The 25,772-nt window shown below is 45.7% G+C and carries 21 protein-coding genes; all 21 read right to left on the bottom strand.

Features of this window, described 5'->3' with window-relative positions:
• Positions 1-5: 5 nt before the first annotated feature.
• Complete coding sequence (gene fliL / locus FLM53_RS12185; RefSeq protein ID WP_176681807.1) at positions 6-494, bottom strand: flagellar basal body-associated protein FliL; 489 nt, start codon at positions 492-494, stop codon at positions 6-8.
• Positions 495-547: 53 nt separating this feature from the next.
• Positions 548-2,698: a flagellar hook-length control protein FliK gene (locus FLM53_RS12180; protein WP_176681808.1), complete on the bottom strand. Its 2,151-nt coding sequence runs from the start codon at positions 2,696-2,698 to the stop codon at positions 548-550.
• A gap of 182 nt (positions 2,699-2,880) precedes the next feature.
• Positions 2,881-3,318 (bottom strand): flagellar export protein FliJ, encoded by a 438-nt coding sequence (gene fliJ, locus FLM53_RS12175; RefSeq protein WP_176681809.1) that lies wholly within the window; start codon positions 3,316-3,318, stop codon positions 2,881-2,883.
• A gap of 18 nt (positions 3,319-3,336) precedes the next feature.
• A complete protein-coding gene (gene fliI, locus FLM53_RS12170; RefSeq protein WP_176681810.1) occupies positions 3,337-4,656 on the bottom strand; it encodes a flagellar protein export ATPase FliI in 1,320 nt (439 codons plus the stop codon).
• Positions 4,656-5,456 (bottom strand): flagellar assembly protein FliH, encoded by an 801-nt coding sequence (gene fliH, locus FLM53_RS12165; RefSeq protein WP_176681811.1) that lies wholly within the window; start codon positions 5,454-5,456, stop codon positions 4,656-4,658. Before fliH ends, fliI begins: the two co-directional genes overlap by 1 nt.
• A 125-nt stretch (positions 5,457-5,581) precedes the next feature.
• Positions 5,582-6,643 carry a flagellar motor switch protein FliG gene (gene fliG, locus FLM53_RS12160; RefSeq protein ID WP_176681812.1) on the bottom strand — a complete coding sequence of 354 codons (1,062 nt, stop codon included), beginning with the start codon at positions 6,641-6,643 and terminating at the stop codon, positions 5,582-5,584.
• Positions 6,636-8,378, bottom strand: coding sequence for a flagellar basal-body MS-ring/collar protein FliF (gene fliF, locus FLM53_RS12155; RefSeq protein ID WP_176681813.1), 1,743 nt, complete (start codon positions 8,376-8,378; stop codon positions 6,636-6,638). Before fliF ends, fliG begins: the two co-directional genes overlap by 8 nt.
• A gap of 16 nt (positions 8,379-8,394) precedes the next feature.
• A complete protein-coding gene (gene fliE / locus FLM53_RS12150) occupies positions 8,395-8,706 on the bottom strand; it encodes a flagellar hook-basal body complex protein FliE (RefSeq protein ID WP_017060684.1) in 312 nt (103 codons plus the stop codon).
• 132 nt (positions 8,707-8,838) lie between these two features.
• On the bottom strand, positions 8,839-10,248 hold the full coding sequence (locus FLM53_RS12145) for a sigma-54 dependent transcriptional regulator (protein ID WP_176681814.1): 1,410 nt from the start codon (positions 10,246-10,248) through the stop codon (positions 8,839-8,841).
• 33 nt (positions 10,249-10,281) lie between these two features.
• Entirely contained in the window at positions 10,282-11,322 is a 1,041-nt protein-coding gene (locus tag FLM53_RS12140; protein ID WP_017631777.1) for a PAS domain-containing sensor histidine kinase, read from the bottom strand.
• A 183-nt stretch (positions 11,323-11,505) separates the two neighbouring features.
• A complete protein-coding gene (locus tag FLM53_RS12135) occupies positions 11,506-12,972 on the bottom strand; it encodes a sigma-54 dependent transcriptional regulator (protein ID WP_017631778.1) in 1,467 nt (488 codons plus the stop codon).
• A 229-nt stretch (positions 12,973-13,201) separates the two neighbouring features.
• Positions 13,202-13,612: a flagellar export chaperone FliS gene (fliS, locus tag FLM53_RS12130; RefSeq protein WP_004736194.1), complete on the bottom strand. Its 411-nt coding sequence runs from the start codon at positions 13,610-13,612 to the stop codon at positions 13,202-13,204.
• A 12-nt stretch (positions 13,613-13,624) separates the two neighbouring features.
• Positions 13,625-13,930, bottom strand: a complete 306-nt coding sequence (locus FLM53_RS12125) for a flagellar protein FliT (protein WP_132762574.1) — start codon at positions 13,928-13,930, stop codon at positions 13,625-13,627.
• Between the two features lie 3 nt (positions 13,931-13,933).
• A complete protein-coding gene (gene fliD / locus FLM53_RS12120; protein ID WP_176681815.1) occupies positions 13,934-15,961 on the bottom strand; it encodes a flagellar filament capping protein FliD in 2,028 nt (675 codons plus the stop codon).
• A gap of 22 nt (positions 15,962-15,983) precedes the next feature.
• Complete coding sequence (flaG, locus tag FLM53_RS12115; protein WP_176681816.1) at positions 15,984-16,409, bottom strand: flagellar protein FlaG; 426 nt, start codon at positions 16,407-16,409, stop codon at positions 15,984-15,986.
• An 81-nt stretch (positions 16,410-16,490) separates the two neighbouring features.
• Positions 16,491-17,621, bottom strand: a complete 1,131-nt coding sequence (locus FLM53_RS12110) for a flagellin (RefSeq protein ID WP_017066381.1) — start codon at positions 17,619-17,621, stop codon at positions 16,491-16,493.
• Positions 17,622-18,208: 587 nt separating this feature from the next.
• On the bottom strand, positions 18,209-19,342 hold the full coding sequence (locus FLM53_RS12105) for a flagellin (RefSeq protein WP_102300543.1): 1,134 nt from the start codon (positions 19,340-19,342) through the stop codon (positions 18,209-18,211).
• Between the two features lie 674 nt (positions 19,343-20,016).
• On the bottom strand, positions 20,017-21,153 hold the full coding sequence (locus FLM53_RS12100; RefSeq protein WP_076651682.1) for a flagellin: 1,137 nt from the start codon (positions 21,151-21,153) through the stop codon (positions 20,017-20,019).
• 410 nt (positions 21,154-21,563) lie between these two features.
• On the bottom strand, positions 21,564-22,754 hold the full coding sequence (flgL, locus tag FLM53_RS12095) for a flagellar hook-associated protein FlgL (protein ID WP_048661936.1): 1,191 nt from the start codon (positions 22,752-22,754) through the stop codon (positions 21,564-21,566).
• A gap of 9 nt (positions 22,755-22,763) precedes the next feature.
• On the bottom strand, positions 22,764-24,644 hold the full coding sequence (gene flgK / locus FLM53_RS12090) for a flagellar hook-associated protein FlgK (protein ID WP_176681817.1): 1,881 nt from the start codon (positions 24,642-24,644) through the stop codon (positions 22,764-22,766).
• Between the two features lie 210 nt (positions 24,645-24,854).
• A complete protein-coding gene (gene flgJ, locus FLM53_RS12085; protein ID WP_176681818.1) occupies positions 24,855-25,772 on the bottom strand; it encodes a flagellar assembly peptidoglycan hydrolase FlgJ in 918 nt (305 codons plus the stop codon).

The raw sequence follows: 25,772 nt of genomic DNA, 5'->3' as shown, positions 1-25,772 counted from the left end.
ATTACCTATTGAATTACGAAGTCAGTGAATAGCACTTTTTCAATCACAGGCTGGCCAACAGCTTGAGACAGACTGGCTTTAATATCTTCAGTCGCCTTGTCACGCAGTTCAACTCGCCCTGTTGGGGAACGCAGTTGGTCAACCGTTGCCGAAGCGAACGTTGCTAGCAGTGTGCTTTCGACAAGTGGAGAGTGGTAACGCGCGAGGTCTTCATTCTTACTGCCGCGTACCATCAGCTGTGCTTTTATCTGGACTAGGCGATCTTTTTTATCACCGGTCACATTGAACAAGAAAGGCTGAGGAATATTAACATACATAACAGGCTCAGCAGCGACCACAGCATTTGCGGGTTGAGACTGAGATTCAGAAGCACCATCATCTGAGCTTAGGAAAAAGAACAGTGCACCACCAACGCCAAGCAGTAAAACGACTACGGCAATTATGATAATGAGGAGCTTACTTTTCTTTTTAGCTGGATCTAGTTCTGCGTTCATACTGTTCTTTAACTTCCTGTTACTTCCACTAACGAGCTGCTATAGGCCTGATATTAGGCATAATAACTAATTCCATCACGCTTTGATGCGACATTCAATTCAAGATTGCTGCCGCTATCAAGGTTTTCATCACCTTGAGCATCATTTGTGCGGTTAGAGCCGGATTGTTGCTCACCATTGTTGTATCTATCTTGCCCTTGGCCTGAATTCTGTTGTTGAACAGACGAATCAGCAAGCTGCATACCTTGCTGAGCAAGCATCTCTCTTAAACGAGGTAGGGTTTGTTCTATCACATCCCTCGCCTGTTGGCTGTTCACTGTGAAATGAACGCTTGCCACATCATTATTCATGGTCATTCGAATCTTCATTTGCCCCAACTCTGGTGGGTCGAGGCGGATATCTAAGTTCTTAAGGTTCTTAGACATCATCATTTGCACTTTTTCCGCGACCTGCTCGTTCGCGAGTTCTTTAGTCAGCTGCAAAGGTGCTTGTTGAGCAGCTTGAATCTCAGCTCGGGTTGGCGCAGAACCCGCAGTTGCAGCGCCTTGAATACCCGCTGCAGAAGCAATCTGTTGAGCAAATGTCGAATCTTTAGAGTCTTCTTTAGCACCCGCTTTTCCAAGACCAGACAGTGCCGCTGCTCCGGCTCCAGCTTTAAGTAACATGTCCGTTGAGCCTGCTTTGGTCGCGGCAGGTGCTGCATTCATCGCCACCCCTTGCGCAGTTAAAGCGGGGTCTAACGTAGCTTGTTGAGGTGAAGCAAGGTTAACTTGTTGAGCCGCAGCCTGTTGGGCCGCGTGCGCATTATTGGCGTGCAGCATTGTCGCCTTGTCTGAAACAGCATTGGCGGCAGCTTGAGACGAGGCCTGTGATGTCGCTTGCTGAGCAGCGGTCGCAACAGCTGCTGTCGATGCTACCCCTGCTATAGCCTTAGCTTCATTCGAATCTGCGTTATCCCAATCAATCGCGGTTGGGTTGCCTGAGGTGCCACTCGCATTCGGGGCTTGGCTTAGTAAAGCAGTAGCTTGCTGTTGAACATTGGCTAGTTGTTGATTCAACACTTCTATATTAGAGGTAGCTTTAGCTAAGGCAGCTTGCTCATCAACCGTTAACTTAGCGCCGCTTTGTTGCTTTTGTAGCAAACCGTCCACAACAGACTGCTCTGATTCAATCTGAGCATTCAATTGGTTCAGCGCTTTAGTATGAGCATCAACCTGTTTCGCTAGCTCGAGTTCAGCTGGTGAGAGTGTTTGGCTTTGATCGGTAACAACTGCGCTAGCCGCATTTTTCTGGTTCAGCTCTCGGCTCATGCTTGCTTCGATCTGCTCAGGGGTCACGCCTTTGTCCATTAGCTGTCGGATTTCATCATCAGTCAGCTGAGAAACACCTTTACCGCCAGTAAGCACCGCAATTTCAGAGTCCACTTCAAGAGCGCTTTCTGTGTTTGCCGTATTATTTTGTTGTGTCGCCAGACCCGCAACGGAGGCTCCTGCAATAGGAGCACCCGTGATATTACTTTGAACTTGGTCTATCTGGGCTTGCTGAGGCAAGCCTTTGCCGTTCGGTGTCTTATTAAGCGTTTTATTTGCCTCATCCAACTGACCAAGTAATTTATTGCCTTCGCTCATCGCTGCGTTGGCCTGAGAAGCATCCTTGGCTTTTAATTCTGCAGTTTGATCTTTTGAATGTTGACCAGCAGAAGCTACTTGAAGTTGTTCACCTTGGGATTGAGCTTTCTCAGCAGAGGTATCGTCACCCGCCATGTTCGATGAGGCTTTGTCTTTCGACTGCGAATCTAATTCAGCCGTTTGTTCAACACCTGACTTATTGGTCTTCGCATCTTCAACAGACACCTTTTCAGCGCCTACTGTTGTAGCAGCTTGTTTGGCTTGAGACTCGCTAGTCGCATCTGTGCTCTTTGATTCAGCTAAATCGCCTTGCGTTTTCCCCGCCGACTCACTGTTAGCCTTTTCAGAAGACGTATCACCTTCAGAAGAGGTTTGTTTGCCTTCAGATTTTGAAGCACTTTCTGCGTCTTTTACTGCAGCCTTGCTGTCACTTTCTTCAAAGCCGAGCGCTTCTTTAAACGACTCAAAAAAACCTTTTGAATCGCCGGTTTCTTCTACCTTTGAAGCGGCAGAACCGGTTTCCAAAAACGATGACGTTTTGTTGATCGCTGAATTTGAGGAAGGACTAACATTCATATATACAAACTCTATCTACTAGCTTTGCTGCCACAAAATCGGCAACAAAAAGAAAGTCGGGCGCTTTTCATACCTTAGGCAGGCAAAAGGCGCAATTTTATATAAAACGGAGCAAGAAACATGCCTATAAGTTTCGATAGTACAATCTAGCAGATATCACCGATGTCATTCGTGGCTTAGGATCACATCTTCTTTCGGCTATACAACAGCGTTGAGAACTCATCCATCTGCTTTTGTTCTCTTTGATCTTGCAATCTGGCTTTCTCTTTCTGCTTTTTCTCCACCAACCACTCGTAAGATTTGCGTTTTTTACGCAGTTCCATCCAGTAGTTCTGGCAGTTATCGACCTGATTTTTAAAGTGATGCTCTGCTTCCCTCTGTTTAGAAAGCGTTTCATCCAATTGGGTTAAGAAGCGATTCAAGTGACCATATTGACTGGCGGTTAACCCAGCCTTGCCACGGTCAACCAATTGCTGACAGTAATCCAGTCGATACTTTTCAATCTGCGCGACCTGTTCGTAGTAACCTTGCAGCTCTGCATTGGCTTTATTCAGCGCTAATACGGCTTGGTTTTCTTGGTCTTTCGCTTGATCGAGAAGAAACTCTAATGCGTTATCCATGACTAACCTTATTCATCATTAGCCACCCAACACATGCTTCAACATGTTGACGCACATGTCGTAAGGAACCGTTTCTTTCATCTTCTGCTGTAAGTATTCATCCAGTTTCGGCTTCAAGGTGAAGGCGCTATCAATCGCAGGGTCAGTACCCGGTTTGTAAGCACCAATCGATACCAAGTCTTGGTTTTTGCGACAAATAGACAGCACTTGTCTGACCGCTTTCGACATCAAGACATGTTCTTCGGTGGTGATTTGAGGCATCACACGGCTGACGGATTTCTCAACGTCGATCGCAGGGTAATGACCCGCATCTGCCATCTCACGTGATAACACAACGTGGCCATCAAGAATCGCTCGCGATGCATCGGCAATCGGATCTTGTAAGTCATCACCTTCGGTTAACACGGTAAAGAAAGCAGTGATTGAACCTTGTTCATCGTTGCCGTTACCTGCACGCTCCACCAGCGCTGGAAGCTTAGCAAAAACAGAAGGCGGATAACCTTTGGTTGCAGGCGGCTCGCCAACAGACAGGGCAATTTCACGCTGAGCCTGTGCAAAACGAGTCAGTGAATCCATCAATAGCAGAACATCTAAACCTTGGTCACGGAAGTATTCCGCTACCGTCAGTGCCGTTTGACAGCCTTTCAATCGCATCAAAGGTGATGAATCTGCAGGAGCCGCAACGACCACCGACCGTTTACGACCGTCTTCACCGAGAATCTCTTCGATAAATTCTTTTACTTCACGTCCACGTTCACCGATAAGACCAACTACAACCACTTGCGCAGTTGTACCTCTGGTCATCATGCCTAGTGTTACGGATTTACCGACACCAGAACCCGCAAATAGACCAATACGCTGCCCTTTACCTACGGTCAGCAAGCCGTTAATCGCCTTTAAGCCAACATCAAGCGGCTCGGAGATTGGTTTACGTGCTAACGGGTTAATAGGCTCTGCATTAAACGAAGCGCGTTGCTCGGTATAGATTGGGCCAAGTCCATCTAGAGGATTACCGACACCGTCAATGACACGACCAAGCAGTTCCATCCCGACAGGAATGCCACTTTCAGAGGTCATTGGTGTAACTCGAGCACCGGGTAAGATCCCTGTGATTTGTTCGCTTGGCATTAAAAATAGGTTATCGCCAGAGAAGCCAACCACTTCGGCTTCCATCTGACCAGACATGGTCTCAACCAAGCACAAGCTACCAATCGGCGCTTTACAGCCTGTTGCCTCAAGGGTTAAGCCGACAACACGCACCAATTTACCGGAGGCAACGGGTCGTGACTTTAGCCCTTCGATTTTGTATTGGCTGAGACGATTTGCTAACTCAAGCATTACACATGGCCTTGATGACGATTAGCGCCGCAGAAGCTTTGAATCACGTTCTTCACGCGCTCTTCCATTCGATAATTCACGCTCGATTCGCCCGCTTCAATTTGGACATCACCACAGTTGAGTGCAGGCTCGGCTACTAACGTCCAATTACGGCAGTCCAATTCGGTTTCACCATACGCAGAGCGAATAATTGCAACGTCTTCAGGATTAAGCTTCAAGGTAATCGCGTGACCAGAGATTGGCAGTGACTCGACCGACTCTTTCACAGTATCTAAGATGATTTGTGGGTTGGTTTGAACTTCAACGTGAACCACTTCTTTGACCATGGTTAACACCATGTCGACAAGTTGCTTCTCAACCTGAGCATTCATTAGCTCCAAAGGTTGAGCAAACTGGTTCGCGAGTCCCATAAAGATGGCGACTTGTTGTTGGATATATTCTTGACCAGCCGTCACGCCTTCAAGCTTACCGGCTTCATTGCCTTCAGCATGACCTGCGACAAAACCTTCTTCTTTGCCCTTTTCGTAGCCCTGTTTGAAGCCCGCTTCTTGGCCTTGATGCAGGCCTTCTTGATAAGCGCCCTGCTTAATCAGTTCGATTTGCTCTTCAGTCAGAACAAGCTCTTCATCTTCAATGGCTTCTTCTACCGTAGGCATCCAACCCGGATCGTAGTTAAACGCCGTTTCTTTGGCTTGTTTACTCACATCAGAGGTGTAGTCAGGCAGCCCCCATTTCTGAGGTTGGGCAACCGTATTATCTTCTTCAGGGCGAAGGAAGCCGCGTTTTCTATCACCTGACATATCAGTACCTATCTATGAGTGAGTCAAACTGCATTGTAAATTCAAGCAGTTAAACTTAATTAATCTGTGGTTCGAGATTGGATAAAGAAAAGCCCCAACGGTGTGGGGCTTTTGAGGTTTCTGTATTAAAGGAACTCGTCGGCGCCACCAGACAGCATAATCTCGCCACTGTCGGCCATTTTCCTCGCAATACCCAAAATCTCTTTCTGAGCCGCTTCTACATCAGAGACTTTCACTGGCGGCATCGCCTCAATATCGTCTCTCATCATATCGGCAGCACGTTTAGACATGTTCTTGAAGATCTTCTCACGCAGACCTTCATCAGCACCTTTAAGCGCCTTCTGTAGAATGTCTTGCGGAACATCACGCAGCAGTCGTTGAACACCTTGGTCATCAACTTCAATAAGGTTTTCAAAGACAAACATAAGATCTTGAATCTGAGTTGCCATGTCTTCGTCTTGATCGCGGATTTGATCCATCAAGACACCTTCAACGTTGTTGTCCATGTAGTTCATGATCTCAGCCGCAGCTTTCAGGCCACCAATTTTGGCTGCTTGAGCACCGGCTTGACCCGCAAACTGTTTCTCCATGATTTCGTTCAGTTCAGCAAGTGCTGAAGGTTGAACTTCTTCAAGGTTAGCAATACGCATCATCAGATCCAGACGAACACGCTCTGGGAACTGAGACAATATCTCTGCTGACTGATCAGCATCGAGGTACGACAATACAATCGTTTGAATCTGCGGGTGTTCGTTGATGATGATGCTCGCCACCTGACGAGGATCCATCCACTTAAGAGAATCCAAACCTTTAGAGCCGGTTCCCAGAAGGATTTGATCAACAAGGTTATTCGCCTTGTCTTCACCCAGAGCAGCCACCAGCGCATTACGCATGAAGTCTTCGCTGCCCATACCAATGTTGGTGTACTTCTGAATATCATCCAAGAAAGCACGGTGCACTGCGCCTACCTTTTCTTGTGATAAATCCGTTGCACGAGCCATCGCACTACCCACACGTTGAACCTGTTTAGGTTCTAGGTGACGAATAATACCCGCCGCATCTTCTTCGTTTAAACTTAACAACAAGATCGCAGCGCGCTCATCACCTGAGATTGAGGCGATATCCACACTCGCGACATCAAGCACATCACCGCCTTCAGCTTGTTGTGGAACAATTTCGTTAGCCATCTGTCATCCAATTCTTAACTACTTGAGCTGCTAGCTCTGGTTCATTCGCTACAAGTGCACGTACTGCTTTGAGCACGTCCTCGTCTTTGTGCAGGTTAGGTAAGTCTATGCTTGAACCAAATTCAAACAGCTCACCACCTTCAATATCACCGCCAATTAGGCTGGTTTCGCCGTCGACACCAATTGGCATACCATCAGGGCCGTACATTTGATCGTCGTTATCAGCGGCTGGGTTAAGCAGTTTCTTCATTGCAGGGCGAACAAGGACTAATACCACCACAATAATAACCAGCGCACTCGCAAACCAACGAACCCAATCATTGAAGTTTGGATGCTCCCAAATCGGCACATCAGCGACAACATCAGTTACTTGAGGTGCGAACTGCATGCTTAATACGTTGAGCAAATCACCACGCGTTTCGTCAAAGCCCACCGTACCAATCAGCACTTGGCGAATTGCATTGATTTCGCTTGCAGGTATTGGAGTGTGAACAACTTCACCTGTATCTGGGTTCAACGATTGACGATCTTTAATCGCGACAGAAACTGTTTGACGGTTCACCGTACCAGTCTGTTTACGCTCGTGACTGATGGTTGTGTCTAGCTCGAAGTTTCGGGTCGCTTCTTTGTGAACCGAACCTTGGCCTGTCAGAGCACCATCTTTCATCTGAGCAACGTCTTGCGGGATTGAAGCATCTGCCGGAGGCTGATTACTCAACGCGCCCGGAATGCCAGCCACAGTATTGCCGTTGTTATAATCTTCTAATGTGTATTCGCTTCGTGTTGCTGGCGTGTTCGGGTCAAAACGCTTTCTCGTTTGCTCCACAGCACTGAAGTCAAGCTGAATATCAACCTGAGCGGTATAGTTACCAAACCCAAGAATCGGAATCAGGATAGAGTCAATTTTCTCACGCAGCGCTTGCTCTTGGTTACGCTCTAACTCGTGTTCTTTACGACGTGCCGCTGACATCGGGTCTTGAGAACCTGAACTCAGAAGTCGACCGTGTTGATCGGTTACGGTAATGCGTGAAGTTTTCATCCCCGGAACGGCACTCGCCACCATATCCACAACAGAATCGACTTCTTGCTGCTTGAGGTTAGTACCTGTTTTTAGAGTTAGGAATACAGAAGCAGAGGCTTCTTGGTTATGACGCACGAAAACGCTTTGCTTCGGCAAGGCTAACAAAACCTGCGCTTTACGTACTTGTTTCATCTGCTCAATGGCTTTCGCAAGCTGTCTTTCTCGGCTTAGCTTAAGGCGCTCTTGCTCTAAACGTTGTGATACACCGAAGCCCATGTCTTGCATGAGGATGTCATCACCCGCGTTTCGCTCTTGGTTCAAACCCGCTCGAACCATATTCAACTTCAACGAGTTGTACTCGCTGGCAGGAACAGAGATGGTATTGCCTTCAAGAGAGTACTCGATCTTTTGCAGATCTAAGTAATCAAGAACCGGGATTAATTCTTCTGTTTCGTAGGCCCCTAATGGACGCATTTCTGGCTCTTTAACCCAGAAAAACAGCATCACAATCAGCGCTACACAGATAGAGATAGAAAGGACTAGGACGACCTGACGAAGTAAATCGAGGTCACCTACGGCCATATCGAACTTCGATGAACTGCGTTCACCTAGATCGGGATTCTGCCCTTCGCCGTCTAGCTCAGAGCCTGCAATAAGTGCGTGGTCGTTGCTATCGCTCACGGTTAAATCTGTTGTTTGACTATTATCTGCCACTATTTAACTACCTAACTTATACCGGCATGTTCATCAGCTCTTTGTACGATTCGACCAATTTATTTCTAATTTGGATCGTCGCCTCAAAAGCCACACTAGATTTATTTCGAGCAATCATCACGTCTGATAGAGACACGCTTTGGTCACCGCTATCAAAACGAGCTTGAAGATCACCTGAGGTCTTCTGTAATGAGTTCACATTATTGATGGCATTAGTCAGCATGTTGCCAAAATCTGCACCGACCGCTTGCCCCGTTGCTGCGGGACGCGCGCTGGCAGCTTCGACCATCATTGCCTGCATTTCGCCTTGTAAACCATCTATTCTCATCTACTACCTCAGGAGTCAAAATTATGACTATCTATTTAGCTGTATTATTGACAGAGCAATTAGCGTGCCACACATTAAATTGACTAGATATCGTATTACACTAGTCAGAAAGCTGACACTACTAATCTATCCTCAGTTTGGGATATCTATTCCAGCATCGCGCATTTTCGCCAACTTATAACGCAATGTACGAGGGCTAATGCCCAGTTTTTCCGCCATATCTTTGCGTCGACCATTGCACGCGATCAAGGTTTCAAGAATGATCGCATACTCTTGATCTCTAAGCTCATTACCGAGCCCTTCACTGCTAGCCGCCACTTTACTGATTGGATTTGCTTCAGCAATCGGCTTAATGTCTGGCGCCGCAACGTCATTACCTTCAACGATTTGTTGTAGGCTGCTTGCATCTTGCCAATCGACACCTTCAAGCAGAATGTGCTCACCAGAGATATTCTCTTGCTCGCTTAAGATTAACGCACGCTGTACCACATTGTCTAATTCACGAACATTGCCTGGCCACGGATAATTGACGAGTTTGCTGATCGCTTGCGCTGACATCACTGGCACTGGCATGCCAAGTTTGGTGCAGTGGCGCTCAACTAAGTGCTTGGCTAAAGGCTCAATATCGCCTTTACGCTCACACAGTGGTGGCCAAGAAATTGGGAATACATTCAGTCGGTAATACAAGTCTTCACGGAAATTCCCTTCAGAAACATACTGTTTGAGATCTCGGTTACTGGTCGCTAACACACGAACATCTAACTTGATGCTCTTACGACTACCTAAACGCTCAACCTCGCGCTCTTGTAAGACACGCAGTAGTTTGGCTTGAAGGCTAAGATCCATTTCACTGATCTCATCCAACAAAATCGTGCCGCCTTGCGCTTGTTCGAACTTACCCGGACAAGCTTGAATAGCGCCAGTAAATGCGCCTTTCTCGTAACCAAACAGGGTCGCTTCCAACATATTGTCTGGGATTGCTGCACAGTTGATCGCGACAAACGGACCATCTTTACGACTAGATGCGTTGTGAATATAACGAGACATCACTTCTTTACCTGAACCACTAGGCCCAAGAACCATGACATTAGCATCTGTTTTCGCAACTTTATCAGCCAGCATCATTAGCTTAATGCTTTTTTCATCGGCAACAATGGCATCACCATTGTCGTCCGATTTTACGGGAGCATAGCGGCTCACCATGTTTAACAATACTTCAGGCGCAAATGGCTTCGCCATGTAATCGATCGCGCCCTCTTTCATTGCTGCAACGGCGTCTTCGATGTTGGCGTAAGCTGTCATCAACAACACTGGTAAGTTCGGCCAGTGCTGCTTGATGTTTCTCAGTAGCGCCAAACCGCCCATGCCTGCCATTTGAACATCAGACACAACAATATCAACGGAGTTGGATTTTAATTTGACCAGAGCATCTTCCGCACTATCCGCTTCCAGCCATTCATAGCCAGCCAGCGCGAGAGTGTCGACAAGGGCTTCGCGTAGACCTTCATCATCTTCGACGATTAACACTTTGCTTTGAGCCATAGGATTCTCCAGTGTAAATTCAGTTAAAACTTATTAGTCTTCAGTAGAAGCGCTTCTTTCTAACGGTAAGCACATAGTAAAACATGCGCCATCACCTTCTTCTGAGATCAATTCCAGTCGGCCTTCATGCGCTCGACATACCATTTGTACAACCGCTAAGCCTAAGCCAGTCCCTTGAGAGCGAGTGGTAAAGAATGGTTCCATAATTTTACCTTGAAGCTCTTTCGGTACGCCGGGGCCACTGTCTTGTACTGATATCTTAAGCTCGCCGTTTACTGGTCTAAAAAACACATCAATCTGCGATTCCTTGCCAGCAATTTGAACCGCGTTCAAAACCAGATTACTTAACGCTGACGCGATGGCGTTGGCGTTGCCAAACATTTGAGTCTCTTCGCCTTCAACTTCCTGACAATAGTCAATCTGGTTGGATTTTAGTGCCGCTTCCACCATAGGGTGAAATTCGGTTATCAATTCAGCGACAGTAAATGGCTTAACCACCTTGTTGTCGCCGCCTTTGGCAAACAACAGCATGTCATTCACTTGCTTCTCTAGGTCATGCAATCTATCCATAAGCTTAGATTGAAAACGTGTCTTTGTTGCCGGTGGTAGATTTGGCGCGGCAAGGTTGGAAGCATACAACATCGCACTAGAAAGCGGAGTACGAACCTGATGGGCAAGCGAGGCTACCATTCTGCCTAACGACGATAAGCGTTGAAGATCACTCACACGAGACTGAAGAAGACGAGTTTCTGTCAGATCGGTAATCAAGATAAGTTGACCCGTGGTTGAAGCTGAAATCGCCAAACGTACTTTTCGTCCGTTCTTCAATGAGATCTCATGTCCATCATCGTCTTTAGGGTCAAAAGCACTTTGAATGACCGAAAACCACTTCTCGCCTACGAGCTCAACCCCAAGAATACGGTGCGCTTCTGGGTTGGCTTCTCTCACTTCGCCATGTGTATCTAACAAGATGACCCCTGCTGGCATCACATCGAGCACTTGCTTATAGCGCTCAACCTGCTGTTCGACAGAATCTAGGTGTGATTGATTTTCTGGTTCGTTAGATACGTGCATGTCAAAAATTTGCCTCAAATACTAAAACAGCCTGACACGTAAAACACGGATCAGGCTATTTGCTATATTTATCACATAGTTAAGCAAGCAACAACTCGACTATGGTTTATCAGTTCACTTAGCTAGCGTTAGGAAATAGCTAAAATGTGCGTGCTAGTTTTCACTTTCGTATAAAACTGGACACTAACGCTGCAAGTTATATTTACGCATTTTTTCAACCAAAGTGGTTCTGCGCATTCCAAGCATGTCAGCCGCACGAGCAACAATACCGCCCTGCGCTTCCAAAGCTTGGTTGATCATATTCACTTCCATATCCGCAAGCAGCTCTTTCAGATTTACCCCTTCTGGTGGTAACTCTTGAGGTGCATTTGCGTTGTCAGCGATATCATCTTGCTGATCAAAGCTGAAATCTTCTGAGAACAAATCAGCCAGTGCATCACGCTCTTGCTCTTCTTCAGACACAAAGCTATTAAACTCAGGCTGGAACTCAGGGATATCGCTGTATCGATACTTAGTTGGTAGATGGTTTACATCAACCAAGCTATTTGGATAGAGGATAACCATGCGCTCAACTAGGTTCGCTAACTCACGAACGTTGCCCGGCCAGTAGTGCTCCATCAAAGAGTTAATCGCGCGAGGCGTAAAGCAAATAGGCATGCTGCCTTCCGCTTCCATTCGTGTCATTAGTTCTTGAAGCAACAATGGAATGTCTTCTTTGCGATCTTGCAGCGCTGGCATCTCAATCGGGAATACATTCAAGCGGTAGTAAAGATCTTCACGGAACGAGTCATCGTCGATCATATCTTCAAGATTGCGGTGTGTTGCCGCAATCACACGAACGTCAGCTTGAATGGTGCTGTTGCCACCTACGCGCTCAAAGCATCGTTCTTGTAAGACGCGTAGCAGCTTAACCTGCATCGCCATTGGCATATCGCCAATCTCATCAAGAAACAGTGTGCCACCTTCAGCCAATTCAAAGCGGCCTTTACGTGCAGTAATCGCCCCCGTAAATGCGCCCTTCTCATGGCCGAACAGTTCGCTTTCCAATAAGTCTGGCGGAATTGCACCACAGTTCACTGGCACGAAAGGCCCAGAACGACGCTTAGAATGATAATGAATATTACGTGCTACGACTTCTTTGCCCGTACCTGATTCACCAAGAATCAGTACATTCGCTTCTGTCGAAGAGACTTGTTCAATTAAGTGACGTACTTCTTGAATGCCAGCACTTTGACCGACTAGGCTACGAAACAGTGTGTTTTTGCGTGCCGAAGAGACAACTTGAACACCCTTGCGACCTAAGAAGTCTTTACAGTGTCTTAATGCATCACTTAATTGCGGGTAGTTAAGAGGAAGTTCAAGTTCACCAACAAAGTTAGTGAGCTCGTCAACCGGGTGATTATTTTTGCCAATCACTAATAGTGGGATGTGATTGGCGTGAACAAGCTTTTCATTCAGTAATGCGTTGAAGCCTTTACCTTTAATTGAGCCAATGATGCAGCCGGCCCACTGTTGTGACCAGTCAACCTTGCGCGCTTGTTCAGAGCTGATTACTTCGCAGCTCTCTCCTACAAACTCTAATATTGTGCTTAAATTGTGACGATCTTGAGCGTTATCGTCGACGACAAGCAGTTTTGCCAAACCTTGCATAAGTAGGAATTATTGCCTTTATTTTGGTGCGATGCAGAAAAACGGTGAGCGACGTAATCTATAAAACAGAGATATGTATCAATGATTATGTTTTACGTGGACAAATTTAGGAAATCAGCAACGAAAAAAAGCCATTAGGCTATCTAATGGCTTCTATTTTATTTGATTAAAAAAATAAGGCAACCAACCAATTAAGGGATATGAGATTGGTTAAAACTGCAATTTTTCTTTAAATACCTACGTCAGCAGACGTCAAGTTGTGATATTCATTCGGAATTTGGTCCCAAGCGCTCTTAATTTCGCGGATAATATCGATAACATCATCAATAGGCTGTGGGTCATTTTTGTGATTTGCCGCAGAAATTTGCGTGATCATGAACTCATAAAGTTGATCTAGGTTTTTCGCAATGTCACCGCCATCGTCCATAGACAGGCAACTACGTAGGCTAATAATGATATCTAGAGCCTTACCAAGTCGCTCACCTTTCACTGGAATGTTGCCAGCTTGCATTGCCGCTTTGCCTTGAATCAGACGCTCGATAGCACCTGCCATTAGCATTTGTACAATTTTATGCGGTGAGGCAGCTGTTAGCTGACTATCCACTGATACCTTTTTATATGCCTGTAAAGAACCGCGCATAGTAAACCTCTTCTATAAAAACTTTTTGTATTGTTGAACTGATTTAGCGCCGTGACGGTATTTGTGTAGGGTCTTACCTACTCTACTCGTCTCAGACTGCATCAATTCGACCAATTTTCTGGTTCTGGTAATGGCTTCAAACCATTCAGAACTTTGCTTAACGTCGGGGTGTGAGTCGATTAATTGAAGCACGTTTTGCAATAACTGTTCTCTGTTATCGACAAGCTGCGTTATTTCTTCAGCATTAATTTCACTAAATTCGAGCTTAGAGATAATTAGTTGATCTAGTTCACAAAGCTCTTGAAGCTGGCTATTCATCGATTAGCCCAACGCATTCATCATACTGCCAAGCTGAGATTGCATCTTACTGGTCGCGTCTTGCATCGCAGTAAACTTAGAGTGAGTGCGGCTCTCCAAGCTATCCATGCGTCGATCAAGCGCGCTTTGGTCATCCGCTAAGCGGTAGTTTTGTTCGACTAAGCTCTTTTCTCTTGTACGAATCGAGCCTGTGATACCTGTGATACCTTGAATCGCATCTTCGACTTTTTTAGCAAAACCGTTGTTGCCACCGAAGAACTCGCCCAACTTGTCGAAGTTGTTGTTCAGTTGGCGGTCGAGCATGTCGTAGTTGATCTCTAACGAACCTTGTCTTGTAGTCGTGATACCAAACTCGGTCAAAGACTTTAGGTTATCAGGCGCGCCTTCAATGCTTGATGAGAACACACCTTTCAATCGTGAGTCAGCGTTACGCACGGTACTGTCGCCAGACAGCGGCCCTTTTTGGCCGGTCGTAGGGTCAACGCCCGCCAAGTTTTTAGACACTTGGTAAAATTGATTGTAAGAATTAACAAAAGCTTCAATGTCTTGGCGAACACTATTACGGTCGTACTCCACACCAATCTCTGCCGGCGGCTTATCTTTGGGTGTTTTTCCTTTTACCGTAATATCGATTCCTTCTACCGCATCTTCAATCACATTGTTGTTACTTGAGAGCTGTGCAACGCCATCCAAGACAACCATTGAATCTTGTCCGGCTTGAACTTCCGTCATACCACTGTAGGTATCGAAAGACTCTTGAGCCTGAGCTAGGTCAGCTTGTGCTTTATCGACCTTCTCTAATTGCTCACGCTCTTCCGGATCGAGTTTGGCACGCTCAATTTTTTTGGCTTGTTCAGCGGTCAGTTCGCCTTTTTGAACTTTCTCAGCGAGCTCTGCTTTTTCTTGTGAGATCTTTTCTTCGATACGCGCTTGTTCAGCCTCAAGCTTTTGCTGGGCTTCTTTTGGCGTCACATAGGAATCTGTCAATGTACCTGAGGCAGCATTTGACCACCCCGGAACATCGGGTGCTTTCTCTATCGCTTTTTCATCAAGCTCTAGTTCTGGCGTGTAGTAAGAATCAAGAAGCGTACCAGAGGCAGTTTCGGTCCAACCTGGAATATTGTCTTCAGGCATGACAGATTTTGCCGCTTTAGCTGCATCAAGGGCAGCTTGACCGTCGGCAGCGGCTTGTTCGCCGTAGCTAAGACTTTGAGAATCTTCGTCAGCAACGGAGGTAGAATCGGTTTGGGATGCAGGGATGACATTGCCGTCTTCATCGAGTGTTTCACTCGCATTAGGATCATCGTTCGAAGTCGCGTCATCAACAAGTTGTGCGGCTTTTCCTGCGGGTGTCAGAGCAAGAACGTCTTGAGCGGCAAGGCGCGCTTTCTCTAGCGCTTTAACACGCTCTTCCAGGGTTTTGTATTCGAGTTTTTTGAGAGGATTGGCAGCATCAGATTCGACGTTAATGCTGATCTGTTGATCGGAGCCGGACTGGTTCGAGGCAACAATAAGTCGCGGGCCTTCAACATCATTGATAACAGATGCACGAACGCCTGGGTTGCTATCTGCACCGTTTATGCTTCGAACGATATCGATCAGTTTCGATCTATCGCCAACTTGTACATCAAAGCTGTCATCACCAAGCGAAACCTGCAGCTTACCTGGGCCAAATTTCATGTCTTCTGATAGCACATCAGAAGCCACTTTATGGCTTTGGGCAAGCTGCAACACATCGATGGCATATTTGCCAGCGATCGCTTCGGTAGTCGCGGTTGCAGAGACAAGCGCTTCATCGGTACTTTCCACTGTTCGCACAGCGAAAGCTTTTTCCTGACGAAAGTTTGTCATCAGGTTTTTCATCGAATCAAGGGATTCTCTGAGTCTTCCATAGGCACTAATACTGGTATCGATTCGCGTTCGTTCATTGTCGATTCGTTGCTGTTTAGGTACACGCTCCGAATCAACAATTTTGCTGACCATAGAATTGATATCCATGCCAGACGAAATCCCCATTGGGCCAAAACTCATTAAACCACCTCAATAATACGACTTAAACCTTCACCTCAAATATTCGACTATTCGAGTTTTGGGCTGCTAGGCGTCTTAGAATTTCAAGCATTTCTTCATCAGGTATTTGGCGAATAATATCACCAGTTGTGGTCTCATAAATGGTCACCACATCCCTACCTGACTCTTCATCGACTTTAAAGGCAACACCCTTATTGAGAGAAGAGATAAACTCGTTTACCTTCTCCACCATCTTGACTCGTTCTTCATCATTAAGCTCTTGTCTATGTTGAGCTAATTGAATCGCCGCTTCGGTAGCTTCCTCTTTCGATTTCTCTACCTTGTCATAAGGTGTTGCTTCTTTCAGTCGTGAAGTGCTCGACGCACTACTACCTTCATCGCTTGCAAATTTAGTGCCATTAGGTGAGCCATAAGGCTGGATGTTCGATGCGTTGGATGATATTTCCATAACACTCTCCCTCCCTCCTTTATGAGCCATACAGTAAAACTCTACCCAGAGTAGAGTTTACCGCTACTTACCGAAGTAAGTTTAGCCCAATAAGCTTAGAGCTGCTGATGGTGATTGTTTTGCTTGAGCTAGGATAGAAGTACTCGCCTGTTGTAGGATTTGAGACTTCGTCATTGCCGTTGTTTCTTTCGCGTAATCGGTATCTTTGATACGGCTCTTAGATGCATTAACGTTTTCGTTGATGTTGTCTAAGTTGCTGATTGCGTGGTCAAAACGATTTTGGAAAGCACCAAGAGAAGCACGTTGGCTATCTACAGATTTTAGAGCGCCATCAATGATAGATACTGCTTCGTTTGCACCCGCAACCGATGTTACGTCGATGTCGTTAACAGTAACGTCTTTACCAGCACCGATACCTAGTTCACCAGCAAGGCTGCCACCGAACTCAACGTCACCCTCAACTTTTTGGCTTGATGCGAAAAGTTGCAGTTTGCCGCCTTCGCCTACAGACGCCTTAACGTCTTGGCTTTGACCGTTGATGTAAGTTGCTAGCTCTTCGATATCGTTGCCTTCTTTAGCAGAGATAGATAGCTCTTGCGCTTCACCAAACTTATCGTTGTATTTGATCGTTAAGTCAGCGCCTGCACCTACACGCCAAGAAGCATCTTTGCCTTCTGTAACGCCGTAGCTCTTGCCACCCATGTCTTGAGTGTCAGTACGCATGTTGCTCATAGATAGCATTACTGCTTCACCAGAGTCAGCACCGATTTGGAAAGATTGGCTGCCGTAAGTACCGTTAAGAAGCTTGTTACCACCAAAAGAGGTCGTTTCAGCAATACGGTTAAGTTCTGTGTTTAGAGCAGAGACTTCTTCTTGGATCGCAACACGTTCAGATTTGCTGTTCGAACCGTTTGAAGATTGAAGAGAAAGGTCACGCATACGTTGCAGAATGTTGGTTGACTCATTCATTGCACCTTCAGCAGTCTGTGCAATAGAGATACCGTCATTCGCGTTTTTTACAGCCATATCTAGGCCACGACTTTGCGACGTTAAGCGGTTAGAGATTTGTAGGCCTGCAGCATCATCTTTTGCGCTATTGATTTTATAGCCAGAAGACAAACGCTCCATTGATTTTTGAGTACCTTCAGCCGCGCTATTTAGGTAGCGCTGAGCCGTCATTGCAGACACATTTGTGCTTACATTAATCGCCATAGTTGATCTCCTTTAGGCATTTTTTAATGTATTTGTGTGACTCTCACCTCACACAAATACATGTCAATTTTGTTTATGCACCAGTGTCTCTCTCACCTTACATTGGTACATATCATTTCTCTCAATCCCTTTAACGGCCCCTTAATTAGAAGCTTTAATAAAAAATGCGCTTTTTTTCATATTCTTTTCAACAACAAAGGAAAGTGTGATCGGGCTTCAATTAATAGGGCGACATTCGCTAAAGTTGCCCCATTATTTAAGTTAATGAGCGTGGTGTTGAATATTAAACCAAAAGAGATCCCTGATATCTCGTTCTACTCGATTCTGGGATGACGAAAGACTGCTTCGATGTAGTAAGCGAGGAAATCATCATTTCCCAATTCCTGTCATTCCCTACAGTGAGGAACGAACGTGATAGGGAATCTCGCTTCTTGCCTTTACCACTATCCCAAATTCTCCACTTTGCCAAATAGCAGGCAATAAAAAACCCAGCCGAAGCTGGGTCTGTTTAGCGCTCATCTCTCACCACGAGCTAATTTGTGGAGGCCTTACGTCAACACTTTTGGTCAACGTGGCTTTTTAATCGATTAACCTAGTAGGCTAAGTGCCGAGTTCGGAGCTTGCTTCGCTTGAGCAAGAATCGAGCTTGAAGCTTGAGAAAGGATCTGAGACTTAGTCATCTGAGTCGTTTCTTTCGCGAAGTCGGTATCTTTAATTCGGCTCTTAGATGCATTAACGTTTTCGTTAATGTTGTCTAAGTTGCTGATAGCGTGGTCGAAACGGTTTTGGAAAGCACCTAGCTCAGCACGGTGGCTGTCTACGTACTTAAGTGCCGCATCGATGACTGCTACAGACTCTTGCGCACCGCCAACAGATGTTACGTCAATAGTATCAACCGTTACGTCTTTAGCTGCTTGAATACCTAGCTCACCAGCAAGACCGCCAGAGAAAGACACATCGCCGCTCACTTTGTTGTTGCCTGTGAACATTTGTAGCTTGCCGTCTTCAGTAACAGACGCTTTAACAGAATCTTGTTGACCGTTGATGTAAGTTGCTAGCTCTTCGATGTCGTCACCCGCTTTAGCGCTGATGTCGATTTCTTGTGCTTGACCAAAGTTGTCAGTGAAAGACAATTTTAGGTCGTTAGAGCCAGCTTGAACGTTCCAATCTTTGTCTTTCGCGTTCTCAGTTTGGTAGCTCTTACCACCCATCTGAGCGTTATCAGAGCGCATGTCTTTCAGTTGAAGCATTACCGCTTCACCGTTATCCGCACCGATTTGGAATGACTTAGTTCCGTGAGTACCGTTAAGCAGCTTGTTACCACCAAAAGACGTCGTTTCCGCGATACGGTTTAGTTCGTCGTTCAGTGCTGTTACTTCTTCTTGAATCGCTACACGCTCAGATTTTGAGTTTGAGCCGTTTGAAGATTGTAGAGACAAATCACGCATACGTTGCAGGATGTTCGTTGTCTCGTTCATTGCACCTTCAGCAGTTTGTGCAATAGAGATACCGTCGTTCGCGTTACGTACAGCAACATCAAGACCACGGCTCTGAACGTTCAAACGGTTCGAGATTTGTAGGCCTGCAGCATCATCTTTTGCGCTGTTGATTTTAGAACCTGAAGCTAGACGCTCCATTGATGTTTGTTGTGCGCTGTTTGCGTTGTTTAGGTAACGTTGCGCTGTCATCGCTGATACGTTTGTATTTACATTCACTGCCATGGTGATTTCTCCAATTGATTTTCCGGTATAGCGGTTTCCGACGTCTCGGAAAACCAAAGTAGTTCTCTCAAAGTTACTTTTAATAACGGCGCGAAATTCAGAAGCTTTAGAAAAACTTTTAAAAAACCACAAAAAAATTATTAAATTAATATTTTTCAGACACTTAAAGATTACATTTTTCTATAACAACTGCAGACTTCAATTGGTACAAGATCTCGAACTGTTTAAAAAACAGACTGATCGCCGTAGAAATTGGTCAACGTATAGAAATGATCGATCATCAAAGATCCTCTATGTGGACAGATTTAGTACATTGAAGTGAGCTATGTTCCGCGGTAGCAGGTGAAGTTAATTCAAGGTTGAGAACTGGAGTTGAGAGCTGGAGTTGAAAAGCGGCTAGGCGCACTAAGTAGATAGTGAAGAAACAGAAAGGTAGACGTCAGAAAGGAAAAAGCCCCTTTTCCTTTGAGAGAACCGGGGCTAGTTGGCGCGTCAGAGCCTGTGTGGAGATCATCGAGAAATGAACACATTTCCGACTTGCCGTTGCATTCTTACCGTAAAAATGGATAGCAGGTGAGAGATGAGAGAGCTAAACACTCAATAGTAAGTATGCTTGCCAGTTTCCCTTGCTGCATGGCTCACGTCTGAACACGAGCAGCAAGTTCAACCAATAACTATTGCAATAATGTCATTGCAGAGTTAGGCAACTGTTTTGCTTGAGCAAGTATCGAAGTACCTGCTTGTTGCAGAATTTGTGACTTGGTCATTTGCGTCGTCTCTTTCGCAAAGTCCGTATCTTTGATTCGGCTGTTAGAAGCGTCTACGTTCTCTTGTACGTTTGCCAAGTTATTAATACTGTGGCTTAGACGGTTCTGTTTCGCACCCAAATCAGCGCGCTGTGAATCTACGTACTTCATTGCAGAATCAATTACGCTGATTGCGTTCTGTGAACCTGCAACGCTTGTTAAGCTGATATCTTGAACTGATGTAGCACGGCCTTCACTCTTAATACCTAGCTCAGATGCTAGACCACCAGAGATAGACATTGAACCCTCAAGGTCAGGTTCAGCAACGAACAGCTGTAAACGGCCTTCATCGGTAACCGATGCGTTCACTAGATCAGATTGACCATTAATGTAAGTCGCCAGTTCTTCAATATCGTCACCTGCTTTGGTGTTGATATCTAGAATGATGTCTTCGCCCGCTTTAGTCTTAAATTCGAACTTAAGATCGCTTGCGGTTGGCGGCACTTGCCAATCTTTATCTTTCGCGTTTTCTGAATCAAACGTAGTACCACCCATGCGGAAATCATCGGCACGAATGCTAGTTAACGCCATGATCATCGCTTCACCAGAGTTAGAACCAATCTGGAACGACGCTTCACCAAATGAACCGTTCAATAGACGACGACCACCAAAAGAGGTTGTTTCCGCGATACGGTTAAGCTCATCTTGAAGTGCCATTGACTCTTCATTCAGTGCTGTACGCTCTGCTGGAGAGTTAGTGCCGTTTGATGATTGAATCGCTAGATCACGCATACGTTGTAGTACGTTAGTCGATTCGTTCATCGCGCCTTCTGCTGTTTGAGCAATCGAAATACCGTCGTTAGCATTACGCATTGCTACATCAAGACCACGCGATTGTGCCGTTAAGCGGTTCGAAATTTGCAGACCCGCAGCATCGTCTTTTGCGCTGTTGATCTTGTGACCCGATGACAAACGCTCCATAGAAGTCGCTAAGTCATTAGACGCTTTATTCAGGTAACGCTGTGCTGTCATAGCAGATACGTTAGTGCTTACATTGATAGCCATTTTGCTCTCCTTATGAGTTCGCAAACTTTCTGCGAAGCGGCCAGCTTTACTCTCATATGGATAAGCACTGACCGTGTATTACTCGATAAACCCTATTCAGGGTTTAAGATCTGTATTAATCATTTATAACCAACACAGATACAAGTTGTATGCCAAGTTTAATTTTGTATAAATAATTTTTTAATTAAATAAAAATCAAAAACTTACACAAAATTAAACGCGATTATGATTGTTTGTTCTTTGAGGGTGAAACAACGTATACCCTCCTGATTGCCGTTTTTTGCCGCTATCTTGAAAAACAAAATGTTTCGTACAAAAAAGCGGCAAGCATTGGAGTCATTCGCACGTATGGCATAGCACATAAGGCAAAGAATCGACTCCGTGATGAACAGCAGTTCACCACTAGATCGTTAAATATAGTTAAACAAGGTTAGGTCTTTTGTTTTGCCAAACGCTTGTTGTGAAGCTTGGAGCGCACGAGAGTTTTCATTGAATTCAATGATGGCTTTCGAATAATCCAAGTCTTCAAAGTTGCTTTTCGCTTTCGCCAAAGACAACTTAAAATCTTCATGTTGTTGTTCTTGAATATCCAAGGTACTCAAGCGTGCACCGACATCGGTTCTCGCCTTGGTTAGATGGATAAACGCAGCATGAAACTCTTCTGTTACTTGGTGCAATTTCGCCGTTGCCGATGCATCTGACACAGGATTTTCTGCCTGTTCTGCCGCCTCTTTGAACGTATCAAAGATCGAAAATGTCTCTCTCGGCTCCAAGGTGATTGAATCACCCTTAGTGATCTGGCCTTTGACTTGAATATTCAGCCCTTCGTAAACAATGCCTGTCGAAGGATCAAAATCTTCTGCCGCAACCACTGCGCCGTCTTTCTCAAGCTGATAAGCGAAATTACCCGTCTGCATGTCGACAAAAGTCACTTTATAAGTAGACCCATCTTCATCGCTGTTGGTCGCACGCCCGAGCAATAACTCAGACGCAGGTTCAAGCTCATATTGAGGCTCGTAATCACCGAACGGGTTGTCTATTTCCATAAACATCTTGCTGCCAGGATCATTCATCGCCATTTCAAAGCTGCTTGCCACACGCATCTTGCGTTGGTAGTCATCACCTTGATACGTCACATTCCCTTCGTTATCTCGAAAGAAAGGCTGATTCTTCGGCTTAGTGCCCGCGAATGTATAGTTACCCGACTCATCTTGAGAGTTGGCCAAGTGCAGGAAGTTATTCGCTAGCTCTTGGATCTCACGCTTTTTCGCTAAACGGTCTTCAGGGGAAAGCGCACCGTTGATCATTTCCATCACGGTTCGTTTTGCTTCATCAGCAAAACCTTCAGTGTTGGAAACCAATACCTCATGATGCTCAAGACGGTTTCTGACCAAAGTAATCGCATCAACATATTGCTTAAGCTGCTCTGACTGCTGACCGATGTTTTGCAAATAGTGCGTCGCTAACGGGTCATCACTCGGCGACTGCAGCTTCTTACCAGAAGCGAGTTGCGCTTGGTTGTGATGCACCTTGTTCTCTTGACGGCGCAAGTCATTTTGTACTGACTGATAGTTATGGAAGCTAGAAATACGATTCAACATTTATACTTCCTACCTCAGAGCCAAAATAGTATTAAACGTGTCATTGGCTGCTTGCATGATGCGTGAAGAAGCCATGTACGCTTGCTGAAATTTCATCATATTTGCCGCTTCTTCATCGAGGTTAACCCCCGAAATCGAAGCAATACGTTCTTGAGCTGACTGCTTTTCTAAGGTCGCGATATCACTCAAGCGATTTGCCGTTGAAGACTTCAAGCCCGTATTGGTATTCAAGTTGTGGTAAAGATCTAAAATCGTAGACTCACCATCATTCAAGATCTTGCCTGTTTGGAGGTCTTGTAACTTACGTAGGTTTCCGTTGTCGCCTTCTGATGGGACAAGGTTTGCCGTAAATTTATCGTTCGCCACCGCGCCAGCCGTTAGCTCAAAGGTGGTGCCATTGATGGTCACAGGCCCTTGTGGCGGATATGGTTGCGGCTGCATTAAAATGTTGCCCTTCGGATCCGTCACCGCAAACTGCTCACCCTTTGGTGACACAATCACTTCAAACTCACGCAGCTGACCAGCTTCTAGGATTTTGAATCCTGCCGTACCTTTGGCAAAAGTGGTCGAAGCTTCATAACTTTGTGCAGCGATGTCTTTTGGATCTTTGGTTTCCATCTGAATCTGAGCGGCAAAGTTACGCGTTGGGCGCAGTAATAGCTTCTCGCCAAGTTCAGGAGGATTACGCACTTCTACTCGCATACCATCAAGATAAAATGCGTTGCCACTCGAGTCGGTCGTCACCTTAACGGTTTCGCCATTCGGCTTAGTCACAACATAATCACTGCCGTCATACTTAAGGCCGTATTCACCACCTTTCAAGGCAGAGGTGTCATCGATATATACCGCAACATCCGCTTTCGACTGCCCACTGGCCGTGACACGAGATTTTGCCACCAGCTCTGAGTTCACATCGGTAAACAGGTCCTTACCCACGTTACCGTTGAGATCTAAACCTTGTTCTTGAAGACTATTTACCTTGTACGAAAACGCCGTCGCCAAACGGCCAAGCTCATCCATAATTGCTGGAATATGCTCGTCTCGCATGTCTAACATGGCACCGATTTTTCCGTCGATATCACTGCTGGTGATCGGTTTTAAAGACTTCCCTTCAACAATCGCCAAGCGACGCTGATGCGCATCGGGCAAGCCATCAACCATTTTCAGTTGGCTTGCTTCACTACCTGAAACCAAAGTGTGGCCATTGCCGATATGGACGTTAAATCCTTCGGCGTTTGAGCGCGGCGTTACCGTGACTTTGGTATAACCAGACAGCTCATTAATTAGCTTTTCGTGCTGATCTCGTAGGTCGTTATGTGGCCCAGGAGTTCGCATCATTAAGCGTTGTACATCACGGATCTCGTAAGCCAGTTGGTTAACTCGCTCGATACCCATGTCTAATTTTTTGTTCGTAGAATCAGACTGTTGGCGAACCGTTTCATGAAACTCATTCAACGTTTTACTTAATAGCCCAGCCTTTTCTAATACAACCTTTCGCGCACCAACATCATTCGGTGTGTCGGCCAATGTTTTCACCGAATCAAACCATTCGTTGAGATTTTCAGGGATCTTCTTCGAAGCCACCGATGACAACATGCTCGACAGCATATCTAGGTTCGCTTCTGTATCACCTTTGTTAGCGGCATTGGTTGTCGATAGGTTTAGTTCATTGACGGCAAATTGGTCCCAAGAGCGGCGAACATTTTCCACATGCACACCCATACCGTAGGTTTGACCACCGTACTGGCGCGGGTCATTCACACCTTGAATCACAGATTGGCGGCTATAGCCCTCTGTGTTGGCGTTAGAAATGTTATGACCTGTGGTGTTTAGCTGTCTCTGAGCGGTAAGAACACTTTGTGCCCCTACATTCAGAAGATCCGACGCCATAATGCCCCCAAAAAACTTAACAAAATCAGGATGAACTGATTAACTACCAGTTTAAAAAGCAATATATGTGCCAATAGAGAAAGATAAGAACTAAAGGACAATAATTTATTGAAGTGTAAGAAGATATCTTTGGGTAACGCGGTAAGATTTGAGGTGATGGATAAGAAAAGAGCCTGCCAATGGCAAGCTCTCAATGTTCATTAAAGGTGATTAGTTCATCTCATCAATCTTAGCTTTAACGCGCAATACCTTATCTGCATAGTTAGGGTCAGTTGCGTAACCCGCTTTATGAATACCTTTGATGAAGTTCTCTGAATTACCTTGATGCTGCAATGCCGTTTCGTATCTTGGGTTTTCGTTTAAGAACTTCACATAGTCATTAAAGCTATCTTCAAAGTTTGAGTACGAACGGAAAGACGCCGATTCTTTAACGGCAGTTTTACCATGGAACTCGAGTGTTTGAGTCGCGACTTTATCGCCTTTCCAACTTCTGTCCGCTTTGATGTTGAATAGGTTATTGCTGTTACCTAGTGAGTTCTTAACCATTTTAGAACCCCAACCTGTCTCAAGTGCCGCTTGGGCCAATAGTAGAGATGAATCCACACCAAGAGCGCTTGCCGCTTTTTCTGCGTAAGGCTTCATTGAGGTAACAAACGACTCTGGGGAATCGAAAGAGACGGGTTGTTTAGCCGCTGACGCAGATTGAACTTCAGATGCTCTATCTTCTGAGCGACCTGAGTACTGAGGTCTTTGCAATGAAGTATCAAAGCCTTCACTACGAACCTTATCCTCTGTCACGTCGCTTGCTTGACCCGCACTTAACTGCGCGACAATCATATCCGCAAGACCAAGCGAACCTGAAGCGCTCAACTCACTCGCCATTTGGTCATCTTGCATCTGGCGATAAAACTGCTCGTTCTGGCTGTTCAACATGTCCGACTTGAAGCTTGAGTTTGCATCGCGCATCGATTTAAACAACATAGAAGTAAAAATCGATTCAAACTGTTTTGCTGCAGCCGTCAGTGCTTCCTTTTCGCTGCCCTCTTCGCCATTTACCGCTTGTTGACGAAGACGGTCTAGGCTGCCGATATCGTGAATAAAGCCGATGTCATTGTTATTCTTAATCAT

The sequence above is a fragment of the Vibrio sp. Scap24 genome (genome assembly GCF_013394185.1).
Classification (GTDB): Bacteria; Pseudomonadota; Gammaproteobacteria; order Enterobacterales; family Vibrionaceae; genus Vibrio; species Vibrio pomeroyi.
This window is presented reverse-complemented; position numbering and strand designations above follow the sequence as displayed.

Coding starts and splice junctions, on each gene's coding strand:
- fliL (WP_176681807.1), bottom strand. CDS start 494: ATGAACGCAGAACTAGATCCAGCTAAAAAGAAAAGTAAGCTCCTCATT.
- FLM53_RS12180 (WP_176681808.1), bottom strand. CDS start 2,698: ATGAATGTTAGTCCTTCCTCAAATTCAGCGATCAACAAAACGTCATCG.
- fliJ (WP_176681809.1), bottom strand. CDS start 3,318: ATGGATAACGCATTAGAGTTTCTTCTCGATCAAGCGAAAGACCAAGAA.
- fliI (WP_176681810.1), bottom strand. CDS start 4,656: ATGCTTGAGTTAGCAAATCGTCTCAGCCAATACAAAATCGAAGGGCTA.
- fliH (WP_176681811.1), bottom strand. CDS start 5,456: ATGTCAGGTGATAGAAAACGCGGCTTCCTTCGCCCTGAAGAAGATAAT.
- fliG (WP_176681812.1), bottom strand. CDS start 6,643: ATGGCTAACGAAATTGTTCCACAACAAGCTGAAGGCGGTGATGTGCTT.
- fliE (WP_017060684.1), bottom strand. CDS start 8,706: ATGAGAATAGATGGTTTACAAGGCGAAATGCAGGCAATGATGGTCGAA.
- FLM53_RS12145 (WP_176681814.1), bottom strand. CDS start 10,248: ATGGCTCAAAGCAAAGTGTTAATCGTCGAAGATGATGAAGGTCTACGC.
- FLM53_RS12140 (WP_017631777.1), bottom strand. CDS start 11,322: ATGCACGTATCTAACGAACCAGAAAATCAATCACACCTAGATTCTGTC.
- FLM53_RS12135 (WP_017631778.1), bottom strand. CDS start 12,972: ATGCAAGGTTTGGCAAAACTGCTTGTCGTCGACGATAACGCTCAAGAT.
- fliS (WP_004736194.1), bottom strand. CDS start 13,612: ATGCGCGGTTCTTTACAGGCATATAAAAAGGTATCAGTGGATAGTCAG.
- FLM53_RS12125 (WP_132762574.1), bottom strand. CDS start 13,930: ATGAATAGCCAGCTTCAAGAGCTTTGTGAACTAGATCAACTAATTATC.
- fliD (WP_176681815.1), bottom strand. CDS start 15,961: ATGAGTTTTGGCCCAATGGGGATTTCGTCTGGCATGGATATCAATTCT.
- flaG (WP_176681816.1), bottom strand. CDS start 16,409: ATGGAAATATCATCCAACGCATCGAACATCCAGCCTTATGGCTCACCT.
- FLM53_RS12110 (WP_017066381.1), bottom strand. CDS start 17,621: ATGGCGATTAATGTAAGCACAAATGTGTCTGCAATGACGGCTCAGCGC.
- FLM53_RS12105 (WP_102300543.1), bottom strand. CDS start 19,342: ATGGCAGTGAATGTAAATACAAACGTATCAGCGATGACAGCGCAACGT.
- FLM53_RS12100 (WP_076651682.1), bottom strand. CDS start 21,153: ATGGCTATCAATGTAAGCACTAACGTATCTGCTATGACAGCACAGCGT.
- flgL (WP_048661936.1), bottom strand. CDS start 22,754: ATGTTGAATCGTATTTCTAGCTTCCATAACTATCAGTCAGTACAAAAT.
- flgK (WP_176681817.1), bottom strand. CDS start 24,644: ATGGCGTCGGATCTTCTGAATGTAGGGGCACAAAGTGTTCTTACCGCT.
- flgJ (WP_176681818.1), bottom strand. CDS start 25,772: ATGATTAAGAATAACAATGACATCGGCTTTATTCACGATATCGGCAGC.